The sequence below is a fragment of the Pseudoalteromonas sp. S558 genome (genome assembly GCF_005886635.1).
In the GTDB taxonomy this organism is placed as follows: domain Bacteria; phylum Pseudomonadota; class Gammaproteobacteria; order Enterobacterales; family Alteromonadaceae; genus Pseudoalteromonas; species Pseudoalteromonas aliena.
Window position 1 is genome coordinate 1 of the sequence record NZ_PNDU01000241.1, and the last position, 15,803, is coordinate 15,803.

The 15,803-nt window shown below is 38.0% G+C and carries 15 protein-coding genes; 6 read left to right on the forward strand and 9 right to left on the reverse strand.

The window, feature by feature from the left end:
* Window positions 1-329: 329 nt before the first annotated feature.
* The 6 genes from rlmB to CWB66_RS22295 form a co-directional block, all read right to left on the reverse strand.
* Window positions 330-1,073 (reverse strand): 23S rRNA (guanosine(2251)-2'-O)-methyltransferase RlmB, encoded by a 744-nt coding sequence (gene rlmB / locus CWB66_RS15690; RefSeq protein WP_007378377.1) that lies wholly within the window; start codon window positions 1,071-1,073, stop codon window positions 330-332.
* The gene (rnr, locus tag CWB66_RS15695) at window positions 1,070-3,562 is read right to left on the reverse strand and encodes a ribonuclease R (protein WP_138586077.1); all 2,493 of its coding nucleotides are present in this window, start codon (window positions 3,560-3,562) and stop codon (window positions 1,070-1,072) included. The genes rlmB and rnr overlap by 4 nt, the downstream gene beginning before the upstream one ends.
* Before the next feature lie 210 nt (window positions 3,563-3,772).
* Window positions 3,773-4,507: an enoyl-CoA hydratase/isomerase family protein gene (locus CWB66_RS15700; RefSeq protein WP_138586078.1), complete on the reverse strand. Its 735-nt coding sequence runs from the start codon at window positions 4,505-4,507 to the stop codon at window positions 3,773-3,775.
* 160 nt (window positions 4,508-4,667) lie between these two features.
* Window positions 4,668-5,282 (reverse strand): response regulator transcription factor, encoded by a 615-nt coding sequence (locus CWB66_RS15705; RefSeq protein ID WP_077535951.1) that lies wholly within the window; start codon window positions 5,280-5,282, stop codon window positions 4,668-4,670.
* Window positions 5,279-6,382 (reverse strand): sensor histidine kinase, encoded by a 1,104-nt coding sequence (locus CWB66_RS15710; protein ID WP_138586079.1) that lies wholly within the window; start codon window positions 6,380-6,382, stop codon window positions 5,279-5,281. Before CWB66_RS15710 ends, CWB66_RS15705 begins: the two co-directional genes overlap by 4 nt.
* Window positions 6,379-6,531, reverse strand: coding sequence for a hypothetical protein (locus CWB66_RS22295; RefSeq protein WP_171037519.1), 153 nt, complete (start codon window positions 6,529-6,531; stop codon window positions 6,379-6,381). The genes CWB66_RS15710 and CWB66_RS22295 overlap by 4 nt, the downstream gene beginning before the upstream one ends.
* A gap of 164 nt (window positions 6,532-6,695) precedes the next feature.
* Here CWB66_RS22295 and CWB66_RS15715 point away from each other — a divergent pair, with 164 nt between their 5' ends.
* The 4 genes from CWB66_RS15715 to queG all read left to right on the forward strand — a co-directional run bounded on the left by CWB66_RS15715 (window position 6,696) and on the right by queG (window position 10,792).
* Window positions 6,696-7,562: a DMT family transporter gene (locus tag CWB66_RS15715; RefSeq protein ID WP_138586080.1), complete on the forward strand. Its 867-nt coding sequence runs from the start codon at window positions 6,696-6,698 to the stop codon at window positions 7,560-7,562.
* Window positions 7,559-8,263: a glycerophosphodiester phosphodiesterase gene (locus CWB66_RS15720; RefSeq protein ID WP_138586081.1), complete on the forward strand. Its 705-nt coding sequence runs from the start codon at window positions 7,559-7,561 to the stop codon at window positions 8,261-8,263. The genes CWB66_RS15715 and CWB66_RS15720 overlap by 4 nt, the downstream gene beginning before the upstream one ends.
* A 51-nt stretch (window positions 8,264-8,314) precedes the next feature.
* Window positions 8,315-9,535 (forward strand): methyl-accepting chemotaxis protein, encoded by a 1,221-nt coding sequence (locus CWB66_RS15725; protein ID WP_138586082.1) that lies wholly within the window; start codon window positions 8,315-8,317, stop codon window positions 9,533-9,535.
* A 117-nt stretch (window positions 9,536-9,652) separates the two neighbouring features.
* On the forward strand, window positions 9,653-10,792 hold the full coding sequence (gene queG, locus CWB66_RS15730) for a tRNA epoxyqueuosine(34) reductase QueG (RefSeq protein WP_502705299.1): 1,140 nt from the start codon (window positions 9,653-9,655) through the stop codon (window positions 10,790-10,792).
* Window positions 10,793-10,826: 34 nt separating this feature from the next.
* On the opposite strand, the gene CWB66_RS15735 is transcribed toward queG, so the two are convergent.
* From CWB66_RS15735 to CWB66_RS15745, 3 genes are all read right to left on the reverse strand, one after another.
* Complete coding sequence (locus CWB66_RS15735; RefSeq protein ID WP_138586084.1) at window positions 10,827-11,954, reverse strand: response regulator; 1,128 nt, start codon at window positions 11,952-11,954, stop codon at window positions 10,827-10,829.
* A gap of 51 nt (window positions 11,955-12,005) precedes the next feature.
* On the reverse strand, window positions 12,006-14,000 hold the full coding sequence (locus tag CWB66_RS15740; protein WP_138586085.1) for a sensor histidine kinase: 1,995 nt from the start codon (window positions 13,998-14,000) through the stop codon (window positions 12,006-12,008).
* A 116-nt stretch (window positions 14,001-14,116) separates the two neighbouring features.
* A complete protein-coding gene (locus CWB66_RS15745) occupies window positions 14,117-14,605 on the reverse strand; it encodes a GNAT family N-acetyltransferase (RefSeq protein ID WP_077535958.1) in 489 nt (162 codons plus the stop codon).
* Window positions 14,606-14,686: 81 nt separating this feature from the next.
* Here CWB66_RS15745 and CWB66_RS15750 point away from each other — a divergent pair, with 81 nt between their 5' ends.
* Together CWB66_RS15750 and CWB66_RS15755 are read left to right on the forward strand one after the other, a co-directional pair.
* Window positions 14,687-15,262, forward strand: a complete 576-nt coding sequence (locus CWB66_RS15750; protein ID WP_138586086.1) for a glutathione peroxidase — start codon at window positions 14,687-14,689, stop codon at window positions 15,260-15,262.
* Window positions 15,263-15,345: 83 nt separating this feature from the next.
* Entirely contained in the window at window positions 15,346-15,627 is a 282-nt protein-coding gene (locus CWB66_RS15755) for a peptidylprolyl isomerase (RefSeq protein ID WP_077535960.1), read from the forward strand.
* Window positions 15,628-15,803: the final 176 nt, after the last annotated feature.

The following is a 15,803-nucleotide window of genomic DNA, read 5'->3' on the forward strand; positions in this document are numbered from 1 at the left end:
AGCATTATTTATGATAAACGGTTCACTAACAGCGTTAATAATTTTTTATGTAAGAACACTACACATCTAAATTATTGCCTTGTTATTAAACCGTTTACCTGCGCTTTGTATAGGAGAAATGGTTCACTAGCTGTGTTAAAAATAACTGATATAAGAACAATTATATTTCGTTATTTTTGCCTTGCTATAGAGCTATTTTCCTATCGCTATAATAGAGCATCAATTGGTGTAAAGTTAAAGCGTAAATTACAGATACAAAAAAGCCGAGATTGAATTTCAATCTCGGCTTTTTTAATACTTAATTTAAATTAGGTATTATTTATTAGGTATTAGTTATTTGCGTTACGTTGGCGTAAAACTTCAAACAAACAAATACCCGTGGCTACCGATACGTTTAAGCTTGAAACAGTACCCGCCATTGGGATTTTAACGAGCATATCGCAATGCTCACGCGTTAAGCGGCGCATGCCCTCGCCTTCTGCGCCCATAACAATCGCCATTGGGCCCGTTAAGCTTGCATCAAATACGTGGTTATCAGTTTCACCAGCAGTGCCTACAACCCATACGCCTGCATCTTTAATTTCGCGAAGCGTACGCGCAAGGTTAGTAACTTGAATAAGCGGCACTGTTTCGGCTGCACCACAAGCTACTTTACGTGCTGTACCGTTAAGCTTAGCAGAACGATCTTTAGGTACAATGATAGCGTGAACACCCGCAGCATCTGCACTTCGTAGGCATGCGCCTAAGTTATGCGGATCGGTAATGCCATCAAGCACAAGTAAAAACGGTGTGTCTTCACGAGCGATGATCGCATCAAGATCTTTTTCGTTAAACGTTGGCGCTGCTTTTACGTTGGCAATAATACCTTGATGCTGCTCACCCTTTGATTTGCTATCAAGGGCTTTGCGCTGCATAAACTGTACTGAAATACCAAATTTACGTGCTTCATCAATAATCGGAGTTGAGCGTTTGTCGTCACGGCCTTTAAGGGCGTAAATTTCTACAAAGCGCTCTGGTTCGCTTTCTAAAATTGCTTCAACAGAATGAAAGCCAAAAATTAATTCATTACTCACGTATTGTCTGCTCCTGGGATAGTACGTTTACGGGCATTTTTGCCTGGTCTTTTAGGCTTTTTAACGGCCTTCTTCTTCGGTTTTTTCTTTACGGCAGTGTCTGCTGCTTTTTTATCTGCGGGTTTAGTTGCAGACTTATTTGCAGGCTTACCTTTATCTTTGTTCGCTGGCTTTTTTTTGCCTTTTGGTTTGTCATCGCTGTGCGATTTTTTACCCGGAACTTTGCCTGCTTTTAATTGCGAGCGAACACTTGCTGGCGCATGCTCAGATTTTCCTGCGCCTTTTGGTGCACGACGACGAGAGTATCTGTCTTGTGCTACATCGCCTTTAAGCGTTAAGTTTATACGGCGATCGTCTAAGCTAACCGACGCAACCTGTACAGTGACTTTGTCGCCAAGACGATATACAGTATTGGTGTGCTCACCAATCAAGCAATGTTTTGCAACATCGTGTGCAAAAAATTCGTCACCTAAATTAGTAACATGGATCAATCCGTCAATTTGTAAATCGTCTAAACGAATAAACAAACCAAAGTTAGTGACCGATGAAATAACACCGTTAAACTCGTCACCTACGTGATCTTGCATAAACTCACATTTAAGCCAATCAGCTACTTCACGAGTTGCATCGTCGGCGCGGCGCTCTGTGGTAGAACATTGCTCACCGAGTTGATCAACTTCATCGTCGGTATACGCGTATTCGCCAGACGTTTGCTGACCTTGTGCTTTTATAACTGCTTTAATAGCACGATGCACCACTAAATCTGGGTAGCGACGTATTGGCGATGTAAAATGCGCGTAAGCCGATAACGCTAATCCAAAGTGACCAATGTTATCTGGCTGATATACCGCTTGTTTCATTGAACGCAGTAGCATAGTTTGAATAAGCTCGGCTTCTGGGCGGTCGCCTAGTCGCGCTAGTACTTGGGTTATTTCTTTTGGCGTTGGCTCGTCGCTCAAAGTGCTTTCGATACCTAACTCGCCTAAGAACTTAGTAAAGTTACCTAGTTTTTCGCTGTCGGGTTCGTCATGCACACGATAAAGCGCGCTTGCTTCGTGCTTTTCAAGAATTTTAGCCGCCGATACGTTGGCTAAAATCATACATTCTTCAATGAGTTTGTGCGCGTCGTTACGAATAACAGGCACTATTGATTCTATTTTACGCTGAGCGTTAAATACAAAACGTGTTTCTAGGGTTTCAAACTCAATGGCACCACGGTCTTGGCGTGCTGCTTTAAGTGCCATGTACATTTGCTGTAAGTCAGTTAAATGTGGCACGACAGCTGAGTATTCTTCGCGTAGTTTTTCGTCGTTTTGTAAAATAGCATTTACTTTGGTGTAAGTTAAACGTGCATGCGAGTTCATTATCGCTTCGTAAAACTTATAACCCGAAAGTTTGCCTGCGCTCGATACGGTCATTTCGGCAACCATACATAAGCGATCTACTTTTGGATTAAGCGAACATAACCCGTTAGAAAGCACTTTTGGTAGCATCGGAATTACTTGCTCAGGAAAATACACTGAGTTACCACGTAAAATTGCTTCTTTGTTAAGCGGCGTGTTCATTCCTACATAATGCGATACATCGGCAATAGCAACCCATAAGCGCCAGCCACCTGATTTTTTAGGTTCGCAATATACGGCGTCATCAAAATCGCGAGCGTCTTCGCCATCAATGGTTACAAGTGGTAAATCACGTAAATCTACACGGCCTTGTTTGTCAGCCTCTTCAACAAACTCACCTAGGTGAGCAACTTGTGCTTCAACTTCTTCTGGCCATACGTGTGGAATATCGTGATTACGCAACGCAACTTCAATTTCCATACCTGGGGCTAAATGCTCACCCAGTACATCAACAACTTTACCTACCGCATTCATGTTGCGACTCGGATTTTGCGTAATTTTAACCTGCACCATTTGGTTATGGCGGGCACCGTTTTCGTTGCCTGGTAAAATCATTATATCTTGCGTTATGCGCGGGTCTTCAGCGACTACAACAGCAATACCGTGCTCAACAAAATAACGGCCAACAACTGGCGCACGCTCATTTGTAAGAACTTTTATAATACGTGCATCGCATTTTGAACCTGAGCCACGTTTGGTGCCTTTAGCAAGTACAATGTCGCCATGTAGCACCATGTTCATTTGATGCTTAGCAATAAACCAATCTTTACTCTCGCCTTCAACTTCTAAAAAGCCAAAACCGTCTCTGTGGCCTATTACTTTGCCTTTAGTTAAACCGGCTTCGTCAATCAGGGCGTAGCATTTAAATTTATTGAAATACAGCTGTCCGTCACGCTCCATAGCGCGAAGGCGGCGTTTAAATGCTATTTGGCGCTCGTCATCATTTACTGCTAGTTCTTCACATAATTGCGCGTAGTTAGCAGGCTTTGAACGCTCTTGAAGGTGAGTAAGTATAAACTCACGGCTAGGGACTGGGTTTTCGTACTTTTCTTGTTCTCGACTGAGATTTGGATCTTGGTTTGACATTCACTATCTTGTTAGTTGGTTATGTAGGTATTTTAACCCATATAGTTAAAATGAGACAGGTAAAAGCTGTTAAACTTTTAAGAAAGCATTTTTACCTTGCTGTTTGCTCTGAAAATCTAGCGCAATGGGCCTTAACGAGTCCTTAATTGCAAAGTGTTAAGTCATATCGTAGCAATCTTAAAGCTCTTTCGCGCTATACACTTATTTATACTATTTCTTTTGTAAGTTTTTCCAAAGTACTTTACTTATATTATCAATAAAACTTGGGTCTTCTTCTTTCATTGTTAGTAAAATTTGTTTGTTCATTTGTGTTTTATTTTGTTTATAGATCCAGCGATTTTTATTAAACGGCTCTGCAAATTCAAGCACGCCAGCTTGTAGTTCGTCATTATTTGTAAACACCGCTTCAACTACTTTGTTGTCTAGTAGCTGCAGAGCGCCGACTCGCTCACCCGACATAGCTAAACGATTAAAAAATGTTTGCGAAATTGCTTTATTAATTATAGGAAACATTGAGGGTACAAACGGCACCATTACATCCACTTCAGGGAAACAAAAAAAACCTTTATCTGATTTCATAAATCTAAAATCGCACGCACACGCAAGCACAGAACCATTACCATAGGTATGCCCGTTTAACGCAGCAATAATAGGCATAGGAAAAGTAACTATGCGCTTGAATAAGTCGCCTATTTGCACCATAAAATCGGAAATTGCTGCAGGTAAAATGCTCGGGTTAGACATCCACTCGAGGTCGATACCTAATGACCAATTTTTGTCACTCGAAGACGTTAAAATAACTGACTTAATATTTTGATCAGCTTCAATGTGGTCAAGGTGTAAATTAAACTCAGCCAAAAACGCTGGATTGTGACGGTTTTCAGCGGTATTCATGGTGAGTATAGCGGTGTTGTTTTTAGTTGTTAGTTCTATTAGATTAGCCATTAAACTCTCTTTTAACGCTTTTTAAGTTGATTTTAAGCGCTGTTCGTTACTTTTATAGTTATTGGTAACATAGTAATACTTTACTTATAACTTATAAACCCACTATTTTATTCTCGAACGAGCACAAACGCATTCACGTGTTTTATGCTTTGTTTTAAATCTATAGCCATCCCTTTTGTTTAGCTATACGTGCTGCATCTATTCGATTTGTGGCATTAAGCTTTGCGATAGCATCTGAGAGATAATTACGTGTGGTGCCCTCGCTGATAAATAGCTGTTTGGCTATTTCGCTGGTTTTAAGGCCATCGCTTGCGAGTTTTAGCGCTTTACGCTCTTTATCGGTCAGCGGGTCCGAGTCATCTAATGCATTAATAGCAAGCTCTGGGTCTATTACTTTTTGACCTTGCATTACTTTTTTAAGGGCATTTATTAATTCTTCACTTGGTGCTTCTTTTAAAATAAAGCCTTTAGCCCCTGCGGCAATCGAACGCCTTATATAACCAGCGCGAGAAAACGTAGTCATAATAACCATTTTTATTTTTGGATATTTGGCTGCAATTTGCTCGCTAAGCTCTATCCCATTCATGTTTGGCATTTCTATATCAGTTAAAATTACATCTGGATGTAAATCACTATCAAGCATCTTAATTGCATTGAGTGCATCTTGGCCGTTACTTGCTTGCCCAATAACCTCTATATTAAAATCAAGGCTCAACAGTGCAGCAATTGCATCACGAACAAGCGCCTGATCTTCCACTAAATATACTTTGATCATTGTAAATCCTTAGCCGTAATTGGCAGCATTACATTTAAAGTAAAGGTATCGCCACAGGTAAATGAAGCACTGCCATTTAATTGTTCTGCTCGCTCTTTAATACCACTGAGGCCATTGCCCGAATTCAATGCGCTGCATGGAGCATGGTCAATAACGGTTATGAGTAATTGCTCCGGTGTTTGCTCTATATTTATTTCACAGATTTTTGTGCTGCTATGGCGCAATAGATTTGTAACTGCCTCTTTAATTATAAGACCAGCGAACCCCTCGACTTTAAAGGGTAAAGTATTTAAAACCACATTAAATGTAACATTAAAGTCTTGCTCTATTAATCGTTGTTTTAGCTGTGCTACTTGGCTGACAAGATTAAGCTGTTTTAAATCACTTACGGCGCTTCTTACGTCACTAAGTAATTGCCTTGCTAGATCTGCCACTTGTGCAATCTCGCTATTTGCTTGAGCGTAACGCTCACCTTGGTTTAATTTATTAGCAAGCTCAGCCTTTAAAGCAATAGATGACAGTGAGTGACCTAAAATATCGTGCAAGTCGCGAGCTATCCGTTCGCGCTCAGCAATAGCTGCTAACTGCTCTAATTGGTTAGCACTTTCCTGCTCACGCTTTTTGTAACGGCTCTCTCTTTTAGCTGCAATACCGTAACTAAATAAGGCGGCACATAGAATCAAAGCCACAGCTAAAAAGTACTCAACTTTTCCTATATCACCAATATATGCACTTAATAAAACAGTTAGAATTATCGCTAATGCGGCATAGAATCTTTGCAGTTTACTGTATGTGTAACCGGCTACATAGGCGACAAAACCAAATAAGGTAGGCGTGCCTGAGTTATAAAAAGTAGCCCAGAAACAAATTAATAGCATAGCTACAAACAACTTAGTTACACCTGTACTTTTGCAGTTTATTGCTTTTACATACAAAAGAATAAAAGCAATATAGAAGGCTAAAGACATAGTTATTTGGTTAGCCGTAAAGCTCGCAAAATTAATTATTAGTGGGAGTAAATAAAAGCCGGTAAAAATTAAATGTCCATATTTCCAAAAATCTTTATCGCTTTGTTGAGAGTAAGTGTTAAGTGAGCTCATACTAATACCTCAGGCATATTATTTTTATTAATAAAGATAAATAACACAAAAACACACACAAACATAAAGCAATCGACATAGGTAATAGTAAAACTAAGCGACTCTAAAAAATCGCTAATAGATAAACTGAATAAAATAAATGTACTCATATTTTAATTCCCTTCTTTTAAGTAGGGCAATTATGACAACATATATAAGTAATATGAGTGTGGATTGTCACCAACATTACTGACATTTGTCAGATGTTAAAAAATTCATCTTAAGAATTTTTAAGCGATGTTAATATGCTAAAAAAGCACGACAAGGAATCTAAATGCAACCTCAACAACAAAGCTTACTTTACTTACATATTGCGGTATTACTTTTTGGCGGAACGGCTCTGTTTGCAAAACTGATTGGTTTAAATGCGCTTGATATAACCGTTTATAGAGCAGCAATTGCTGGCATTGCCATTTACATTTTACTTAATGTGCAAAAAAAACAGATTAAACTTAATAAGCCTAAAGATTATTTAATTGCGATATTACTCGGTGCGGCTGTTGGTATACATTGGGTGACTTACTTTGCTGGCATGCAAATGGCGGGGATAACAATTGGTATGCTCGCATTTTTTAGTTACCCAGTTATTACGGTGTTTTTAGAACCTTTAGTAAATAAAAGTAAACCTAAAACTAAAGATGTGATTAGTGCCGCAGTCGTTATATTAGGTATTTACCTACTCGTGCCTACGGCAAATTTAGGTGATGATGTCACCCTCGGAGTAATAACTGGCGTGGTCTCGGCGCTATTTTTTTCAATAAGAAATATTACCCATAAACGTTATTTTAGCCAATATGGCGGCCCACAAACGATGTTTTATCAAACTTTAGTGGCCAGCCTTATGTTATGTGCTTTTATTGAAGTACCGGTATATGAAGTAAGTAGCCATGACTTATTATTAATTTTAATTGCCGGAGTTATATTTACAGCAACACCCCATTCATTATTTGCAGCCAGTTTAAAGCATTTATCTGCCGCTACTGCGGGGTTAATTTCTTGCCTTCAACCTCTTTACGGCACACTATTAGCTATAATTATCATCCATGAACGCCCGTCAATAATGACGCTTGTTGGTGGCGTATTAATTGTTAGTGCGGCCTGTTTTGAAACTTGGTCAATTACACGAAAAGGACGACAATGAAAATATTTGCACACAGAGGCGCAAGCGGGCATTTTCCTGAAAATACTAAAAGCGCTATTTTGGAAGCATTAAAAATAGGCGTAGATGGCATTGAAGTAGACATACAAAGCGCCATTGATGATTACATGTTAATTCACGACTCATGGCTAGATAGAACTACAAATGGCACAGGCAAAGTAAATGAGTTTCACGTCTCTGAATTAACTAAATTAAATGCGGGTAATGGTGAAGTAATACCAACACTACAACAACTATTCGATTGGAATAACAACAAAACATTACTCAACCTTGAACTAAAACATGCTTTTGAACTTGAGAAATTTGCCACTCAACTTGAAAACAACATAAGTGCGAGAAAAATATCATGTGCTAATGTTTTAGTATCGTCATTTGATCACCATCAATTACTCTGGCTTAAGGGGCGTTTACCGTGGTTGAAAATAGGCGCACTCACGTCTTCGATTCCTATCAACTATGCTAAATTTGCTGAAGACCTAAATGCCTATAGTGTTCATGTGGACAAAAGCTTTGTAAATAAAGCGTTTACTGACGATGCAAAAAAAAGAGGGCTAAAGATTTATGCTTATACGGTCGATAAAGAACAAGATATAGCGCTAATGCTTGATTACGGCATAGATGGGATTTTTACAAACTACCCTACGCAAACTAAAGCTTACCTGTTATCGTTACAAACAAGCTAACTGCCTTACTTATGATTTATTACTAAATTAAAATCACAAAGGTTTATGGAAATGAGCGGTTTTATGAAAATTTATAACTACATTGAGCAAACCTTCTTTTTTACGTTAACTCGTAAAATTATAGGTAATTTAAGTTTTGTATTTTTATTTCAAGCTATTACGCTATTTTGGCTATACCAAAGTTTAAGCGAGCAGCAGCAAAATACAGGGGTGTTTTGGTTACTCACGCTGGTAATTGTTACAGGCTTTGTATTTACGCTTTTTTATATGCGTTTTTTAATCGTTCGCCCTATTACTGCTATGCGTAATACGCTTATAAAAATCAATCAACAAGATGGTAATTTAGCCGCTAAGCTACCTCATTTTTCATATGACGAATTTAGAGATTTAAGCACGCAATACAATGCATTTACTACTCATTTAAGCGAGTTGCTAAATACAACTTATTGCAGCGCTGAAGCAAGTGCTGATAGTAATAAAGCGGTTAGCGAATCAATGCAAAATACACAGCACTCAAGCGAGCAACAAATACATTTAAGTCGCAGTATTATTGACGCTAGTATGCAAATAACTCAAAGCTTACAAAATATCGTGAGTAATACCGACAGTGTACACAATGTTAATAATGAACATTTAGCGTTTGTAAAACTATCAGCGAAGGAGCTTTCAACACTTGTTGAGCAAGTTAAATTAATTACCAATATGCTGGGAAATTTTTCAAATACGATCGCGGGTTTAAAAGAAAATAGCGAAAACATTCGCAGTATTTTGAAGATGGTTGAAGAGTTTTCAGATCAAACCAACTTATTAGCATTAAACGCGGCTATAGAAGCAGCAAGAGCCGGCGAAGCTGGAAGAGGCTTTGCTGTTGTAGCCGATGAAGTACGCACACTTTCTATAAAAGTAAGTGGCGCAACAAGGCAAATTAGCGATTTTATTACTCAAATGAATGAGCTAGTAAACGAAACAAATAAAGAGTCAGAGCAATTAATTACTCACTCCAACAGTGCGCAAAGTTCAATAAGCGCAACGTCTGATGGGTTTGGTAAAATGCTCAATGAGTTTGAGCATAATCAGCAACAATTACAGCAAATAGCCAGCGCTGTACATTTACTTGAGCAAACACAAAATCAAACTCACCAATCTGTTGAGCAAATTGTGGAGCTTGGTGAACATGCTAAACAGCTAATAGACACCGCATCGGCAGATAGTGAGCAATCCCAACAACTAAGCTTACACACTCAACAACAATTAAAACGGTTTGTGCTTTAACAATCGGTGACTTATGAAAACGTGTTTTTCTTTAGAGGTTGAACTACTTTTAATCTACAAAGATAAACACGCCCGAGTAAATATGCTAAATTACGCCGCTATTTATTTAAGTGTGTGATGTGTGTGAGCAACCCGACCCCAGACTATAAAAAAATTGCCCTACAAATAAAAGCTTGGGGGTTAGAACTTGGCTTCAGTGAAGTGGGTATTACTGATATTGATTTAAGCCAGCACGAAGTACAACTTCAGCGCTGGCTTGATGCAGGCTTTCATGGTTCGATGGATTATATGGCAGCGCATGGTATGAAGCGCGCTCGACCAGCCGAACTTGTACCTGGCACTCAACGCGTTATTTCGGTAAAAATGAATTACCTTCCGCCCGATGCAGGCTTTGCAAAAACATTAAAAAATAAAGAAAAAGCCTATATAAGCCGTTATGCACTGGGTCGCGATTACCATAAATTAATACGCAATCGATTAAAAAAATTAGGCCAAAAAATAGAACAAGAAATTGGCGAATATGGCTTTAGGCCTTTTGTAGATTCAGCCCCTATACTTGAACGTCAGTTAGCTGAAAAAGCAGGTTTAGGCTGGCGTGGTAAAAACTCCTTACTAATTAATCAAGAAGCAGGGTCGTGGTTTTTTTTAGGCGAACTATTTATTGATTTGCCATTACCTATAGACGCCGAAAACACCTTTGAGGGTTGCGGTAAATGTGTTGCCTGTATAACGCTTTGCCCTACGGGTGCGATTGTAGAGCCTTATGTAGTAGATGCTCGCAAATGTATATCCTATTTAACAATAGAACTTCAGGGGCCTATTCCAGAACAATATAGAGCACTATTAGGTAATCGTGTTTATGGCTGCGATGATTGCCAGTTAGTATGCCCTTGGAATCGATATGGCCAAATTACTGATGAAAATGACTTTCACCCTCGCACACAATTAAAAGATAAAGACTTACTTGAGTTATTTGCTTGGGATGAGCCTACATTTTTAAAAAATACTGAAGGTAGCCCTATCCGTCGCATTGGCCACGAACGTTGGTTACGTAATATAGCAGTGGGTTTAGGTAATGCTGAGTTTAGCCCAGCTATTATTCACGCTCTTGAAGATAAAGGCCAACATTGTAGTGCGCTGGTTTTAGAGCATATTGAATGGGCACTAGCCCAACAAAATGATAAACAACGAGTTGCGCTTCGTAAAACGGCTAGATTGATCAGGATTGTAGAAAAAGGCTTACCCAGAGATGCATAACATAACTTGAGTAAACCTTTATATTGCGAAGTAGTTAGCTTTTCAAAAGTAATGACAGGTCTTGCTCAATTTCGGCAAAAGCGGCTTTAACTTGCTGAACAGACTCTTCCCTCGCAATTGATTTTTGAATTGTTTCATCCACTTTTTTATAGATGAATATTTCTTGATCTTCATCTAACCCCATAGTTGGGATCCTTACTTCTAGATCTTCTTGTAGCTGTTTAAACACTTTTTCATTATTTTTACGATTATCATTTAGCAAACTAATTAAGCCATGAAACTTACTATGCACGGCACTTGCCACCGAATTTAGTTTTTCTTGCTGAGATTCAAGCATTTGTTTAGTTAATATCGCACGCAATTGCTGCTCAGTAACACTGACAATAAAGCAAGCGTGATCACGAATACGCCCATGTTTATCGGGATCATGGTCTGGCATATTTAAAATCAATAAACTAATAAATTCATAATTCACTAAAATTCGATGTGAAAACTCATGTAATCGCCCTTTATTTTTAAGCATCTCAAATAACTCAATAACAATAGGTGAGCACACTCCATTTAATGCAAAATGATCAATATTATTGCCATATCTAAATTCAACATTACTCTGCAGGTCAAATGACTGTAGGCAGCTTACAAGAGCCTTACCAAGCGTTTGAGGATCATTTATAAAACCTATATTTTCAACATAATTAACTATTTGCCCCATTTCACTACTATTTGCCATTGCATTAAATGCTGTTGAGGTAGCCGCTTCAACCTGTTTCTCAAGGCTTTCTTTTTCCCTTAAAACTTGGCTTAAATTATTTAATTTAGACTTAAGTTCATTATGCCCAAATGGCTTGACTATATAATCCTCAGCGCCCACAGAGTAACCTTCCATTCGCTCCTCAACCGTCCCCCTTGCAGATACAAACATAACAATTATATGCGCCGTATTTGGATTAGATTTTAGATTTTTACACACTTCGTAGCCATTCATTTGTGGCATACTCACATCAAGTAAAATAACTTGTGGCATATATTCTTCAACCATGTCCAAGCATTCAGGGCCGCTCGTGGCAACTTTTAATTCAAAATCAAGAGACTCTAAAATTTCTTCAATTATCTCTAGGTTAAAAGGTTCGTCGTCAACTGCAAGAATTTTAGTTAAAGCCATAATATTTTATCCATTCAAATTCTAGAACGTTATTGTGTTTGCCAAGCAATTTCAGCTACTTTGCTGTGCTAACTCTTCATTTGCGGAGTGTTTATCTTGCTTGATCTTCAGTGGAACTTGTATACAAATCGTTGCTCCACCATTTTCGTTATTAAGAGCTCTGATATTGCCTTGGTGCAAGGACACAAACTCTCTACATAAAGCAAGCCCCAAACCAGTCCCACCTGCGCCACTATTTGTTTTACTGCTTTGTACAAATTTAGTAAAAATATATTCAAGTTCATCCTCTGGTATACCAACGCCATCATCAATAACTTCTATTATGGCAAACCCATTGTCTGACTCTAAGCTGACAGTTATTTTACTTTTCCGATCGCTAAACTTTAGTGCGTTACCTAATACATTTCGTAATAATTGATTTATTTGCTCTTCGTCACACTGCGCAATAACGGCTGTAGGCTGAGCTATAAATACAATTTCAATTTCCTTTTCCATTGCAGTACCTGCAACATCATCAATACTCATTTTAATAATATTGGCTAAATTATTTGACTGAGGATTAAAAGGAAATTTCCCTACATCAAGTTTAGATAAGTCGAGCAAATTATTAAGCAAAGAAAGCAATCGCTCTCCACTACTTTCAATACGAGATAAATATTTTAAAAGTTTTTCTTTTGCTAGATCACCTGCTTCTAGTTTATTTAAACCAAAACGCGCAAAGCTTAATATTGAATGCATTGGGGTGCGTAGTTCGTGTGACATATTTGCTAAAAATTCTGATTTACTTAAGTTTGCGGCCTCAGCAACATTTTTAGCATGCTCTAACTGCGAAGTACGCGCCCTTACTTGCTCTTCTAAAATATCTTTTGCTTCAAGTAGCAGCTCTTCTTTTTGCTTTAAATGTGTGACGTTTTTAAATATTACCGCAAGTGCAATTTCACCATGATGATCTATTTCATTAAATGACCCCACAAGTGGTATGCACCCACCCGCTGTTTTTGATAAGTATAGATCACAACTAAATTGCCGATTACTGTTCAAAGTGGATATTTTATCTTTAATAATTGCGCTTGAGTCTGAGTCTAAAAAATTAAAAACCGACTTATTCTCAAGCTCATTAAAGGTCAAATTAAATAACTTTAAACACGAATTATTAGCTTCAATTACGTTACCATCACGCTCAAACAGCATAATCGCATCAGGTGTGTTTTTATAAATAACTTGCAGTAAGCTGTCTTTTTCAATAAGCGCATCTACTGTATCTTGGAGCCTTTCGACGAGCTCAGTATTGTGCCTTTGCAATAACTCGGTTTGCCATAATTTATGTACCGACTGCAAAAGAACATTATCATTAAGTGGCTTAATTAACACATCTTCAACGCCTTGACGAATTGCTTCTATCATCGAAACTTGATCTGAGCGAGAGGTAAAGAGTAAGCAACGGCAACGGGGGTGTTCAACTTTTAACTTAGAAAAAATTTCAAGTCCCGTTGTATCGCCCAAACTAAAATCACTAATAAGTATATCTAAATCCCTATTTGTAACGACTTCCAACGCTTCTTCAAAGTTAGTGGCTGTATATGTTCTTATGTGCGCGCCCACTAAGCTGTTTTTCATATTTTCGAGACGTTCAGGTATATGGTCCACTAATAAAATGGTTGGTAATTGAAGTATATGATTTGAGCCTATTTCTAACAGACTTTCTAATAAAGACGTAATTTCTTTGTTTGAAAAAAACGGGTAAACCACTGTTGCATTAGGCACAACATGATTGAGCTCACTAAATGTAGTAAGCTGCTGGCCACTTTCAGCTTTTGGAGCAAGAAGCATAAAACGCTCTTGCGGTACTTTTTCAACTAAACATGTTATTGCAGTGACAGGTACGCCGTGTGCTATGACAATTAAGTCGTAGCAACTCACATTGGTATACATTTTTAGCATAGAAAAATGAATTAATTCGACTTCACAGCCAATTAATTCTAAAAGTACCTTTACGCGCATAGCGATTACGCTGCTGCTATCTACGATTAATATTTTCCGAATCATCAAGCTACACTTACAGTTAATTAACTTAATATATAAATAGCGTAGTCTAAAATAATTAGTTAGCACATTTTCCCATATATATTTACAAGAAAAAAATAACTATATTGTGGTGTGAGTTATTGCAAATGTTTTCCAAAAATCGTTAAGCTGTATAGCTTCCCATCCATAATGGCAACATTAGGAAGCTCTCCCCACACTGCAAAATTAAAGTGCTTAAATAGTTTAACACTTGGTAAGTTATGGCTAAAAATGAAGCCCAGTAATACTTTAATATTTAATTGCTTAGCTTGGGTTTGTGCAAAATTCATTAATTTTTTACCCAACCCTTTACCTTGTGCTTTTGCGGTAATGTAAATACTCATTTCAACAGTACCATCGTAGGCTGGACGACCGTAAAATGATTTGTAACTTAACCATGCCAATACTTGGTTGTTTTCACAGTAAACGTAAATTGGCCGTTCTGCGGTATGACTATTAAACCAATCACGCTTTTCTGCAACAGTTACATTTTCTGTATCGGCGGTTACCATCCGCCCAGCAATAGTTTCGTTATAAATGGCGACAATGTCGCTAAGATCATTAATATTTGCTAAACGAGTGGTCATAAGTCATTACATGGTTGATCAATTTTCTCTATATTAGCGTATCATCATCAACTCTAACAATCGGAAATATAGGCGTTCGTTATGTTAAAAAAAGTAATTATAGGATTCAGTATTTTATTTATAACTGCTACCGCGCAAGCTCAAAATAATTTCGATAGCAATGAGCAACCAGAACAAACCTGCACGGATTTTACTAATGTCGATATTCGTAAACTGCGCTCTGAAGAATCTATCAATTTATGTCAATTCAAAAATAAACCGCTATTAATAGTAAACACAGCAAGTAATTGTGGCTTCACACCTCAGTTTAAAGATATGGAAGCACTATACCAACAATATAAAGAACAAGGGTTAGTCGTATTGGGGTTTCCTTCTGATGACTTTTTTCAAGAAGAAAACGATGAAAAAGACACAGCTAAAGTTTGTTTTATAAACTACGGAGTTACTTTCCCTATGTTTGCCACCAGTGAAGTACGTGGCAGCAACGCAAATCCAATTTTTAAGCACTTAAACGCACAAACCAGTTCTCCTAACTGGAACTTTTATAAATATCTTGTGTCTGCGGATCGTAAAACAATATTGCGTTTTAATAGTAAAATGTTACCAAATTCAGAGCCGATGATATCAGCAATTGAAACTGTGCTTTCTGAGAAATAAGTTTATACTGGTACAATTAGTTGAAACTAACTAGAATGACATTTCATTAGGTTAAAAAAACACCAAATATAAGCGGAGAATTTATGACAGTGGCAAGCGCACGACACATCCTAGTAGACAGTGAAGCACAATGTTTAGACTTAAAAGAAAAAATTGAGCAAGGTGAAGCTTTTGCTGAATTAGCAAAAGCACATTCTAATTGTCCTTCTGGCCAAGACGGCGGTGCCCTTGGTGAATTTGGTCCAGGTATGATGGTACCAGAATTTGATAAAGTGGTATTTTCTGCACCAATTAATGAAGTACAAGGCCCAGTGCAAACACAATTTGGTTATCATTTGCTTGAAGTAACCAGTCGTTCAGAATAATTTGATACATACCATTTATTAAAAGCCGCTCGTGCGGCTTTTTTATTAAATACCCATGCAGTCGAATTAGAACTTAGGCACAATAAAATAACGTCAACCTAGGGCGTGTTGACCTTTGTGGATTGAAATTTGTTCAATCTAGGGGCGATTTAATCGCGGCGCGAGGTTTGTAACCT